This is a genomic window from Faecalibacterium sp. DFI.5.82, from assembly GCF_029076575.1.
In the GTDB taxonomy this organism is placed as follows: domain Bacteria; phylum Bacillota; class Clostridia; order Oscillospirales; family Ruminococcaceae; genus Faecalibacterium; species Faecalibacterium duncaniae.
Genome location: NZ_JARFIS010000401.1, coordinates 1 through 316 on the forward strand (window position 1 = coordinate 1; position 316 = coordinate 316).

The 316-nt window shown below is 53.5% G+C and carries 1 pseudogene; it reads left to right on the forward strand.

Annotated features, from left to right (window positions below):
* Positions 1-316 (forward strand): annotated as a pseudogene (locus P0G09_RS17160) (RNase III inhibitor); the annotation flags it as partial.

A 316-nucleotide genomic window follows, 5' to 3' on the forward strand; every position in this document is an offset into this window, starting at 1 on the left:
GGCTCTCAATGTGGCGATTGACACCATTAGCAGTTTCCTTCTCGAAAATGAAATGACGGTGTACATCGTCATTTTTGACCGCAAAGCCTATCAGATCAGCGGCAAGCTGTTTGCCGAGATTGCAGCGTACATAGATGACCGCTATGTGGATGAGCATACTGATAATCGTTCCGAGCGTCTGCGCAGGCTGTACGCCTTCCGGATGGAAGAACCCATGCCTTGCGAGGCATCCGTTTGTGAAGAGGCAATCGAACAGCTCATGCCTCCCGTCTCTGCGGCGGCTGCCCCCAAAAAGGCGGCAACCCTTGATGACGCG